This is a genomic window from Hyphomicrobium sp., from assembly GCF_019744875.1.
GTDB lineage: Bacteria > Pseudomonadota > Alphaproteobacteria > Rhizobiales > Hyphomicrobiaceae > Hyphomicrobium_C.
On record NZ_JAIETU010000005.1, the window covers coordinates 1,095,001 to 1,096,684 of the forward strand.

At 53.9% G+C, this 1,684-nt stretch carries 1 rRNA gene (cut by a window edge); it reads left to right on the forward strand.

The features are described 5' to 3' along the window. A 23S ribosomal RNA gene (locus K2Y42_RS15100) occupies positions 1-1,684 on the forward strand (its annotated part extends 71 nt beyond the left edge of the window); the annotation flags it as partial.

Consider the following 1,684-nt stretch of genomic DNA (forward strand, 5'->3'; position numbering starts at 1 on the left):
AAAAGCTACGGGAAGGTGCGAACAGCCGTTGATCCGTAGATATCCGAATGGGGAAACCCACCTTCGACTCCTTGAAATTCGCATCCGGAGCAATCCGGGTTCGGATTTCAGGGTGTCATAAGAAGGTATCTAGCCCTGAATATATAGGGGTTTAGAAGCAAACCCAGGGAACTGAAACATCTAAGTACCTGGAGGAAAGGACATCAACCGAGACTCCGCTAGTAGTGGCGAGCGAACGCGGACTAGGCCAGTATTTCAGTTAGGACAAGTGGAAGCGGACAGGAAAGCCGCGCCTCAGAGGGTGATAGCCCCGTACACGTAATGCCAAGCTGAAATCTCGAGTAGGGCGGGACACGTGAAATCCTGTTCGAACATGGGGGGACCACCCTCCAAGCCTAAGTACTCCTTACCGACCGATAGCGCACCAGTACCGTGAGGGAAAGGTGAAAAGCACCCCTACGAGGGGAGTGAAATAGTACCTGAAACCGGATGCCTACAAACAGAAGAAGCCCGCAAGGGTGACTTCGTACCTTTTGTATTATGGGTCTGCGACTTAGTCTGACGAGCAAGCTTAAGCCGATAGGCGTAGGCGTAGCGAAAGCGAGTCTGAACAGGGCGTTCAGTTCGTCGGATTAGACCCGAAACCTGTCGATCTATCCATGGTCAGGTTGAAAGTGGGGTAACACCCACTGGAGGACCGAACCGGTGTCTGTTGAAAAAGCCTCGGATGAACTGTGGATAGGGGTGAAAGGCCAATCAAGGCAGGAAATAGCTGGTTCTCCGCGAAATCTATTTAGGTAGAGCCTCGAGCGAATACCCCAGGGGGTAGAGCACTGGATGGGCTAGGGGTCCCCACAGGATTACCAAACCTAACCAAACTCCGAATACCTGGGAGTACTACTCGGGAGACACACGGCGGGTGCTAACGTCCGTCGTGAAGAGGGAAACAACCCTGACCGACAGCTAAGGTCCCTAAATAACGGCTAAGTGTGGAAGGATGTGGGAATCCCAAAACAGCCAGGAGGTTGGCTTAGAAGCAGCCATCCTTTAAAGAAAGCGTAACAGCTCACTGGTCTAGATAAGGGTTCCTGCGCCGAAAATGTATCGGGGCTTAAGCCGTTTACCGAAGCTTCGGATGTGCAGCAATGCACGTGGTAGCGGAGCGTTCCGTAAGCCTGCGAAGGGAGACCCGTGAGGGCTCCTGGAGGTATCGGAAGTGCGAATGCAGACATGAGTAACGACAGGAGTGTCAGAAACACTCCCGCCGAAAGTCCAAGGGTTCCTGCGTAAAGCTAAACTGCGCAGGGTTAGCCGGCCCCTAAGGCGAGGGCGAAAGCCGTAGTCGATGGGAACCACGTCAATATTCGTGGGCCAGTGGGTGAGTGACGGGTGCTGCAAGTTGTCTGGGCTTATCGGATTGCCCGGGCAGCGAAGGTGCCCCAGGAAATAACCCCCACATAGACCGTACCCGAAACCGACACAGGTGGACTGGTAGAGAATACCAAGGCGCTTGAGCGAAGTGTGCTGAAGGAACTCGGCAAATTACCTGCGTAACTTCGGGATAAGCAGGCCATCATTCTGGGCAACCAGAATGGTGGGGCACAGACCAGGGGGTGGCGACTGTTTACCTAAAACACAGGGCTATGCTAAGTCCAACGACGACGTATATGGCCTGACGCCTGCC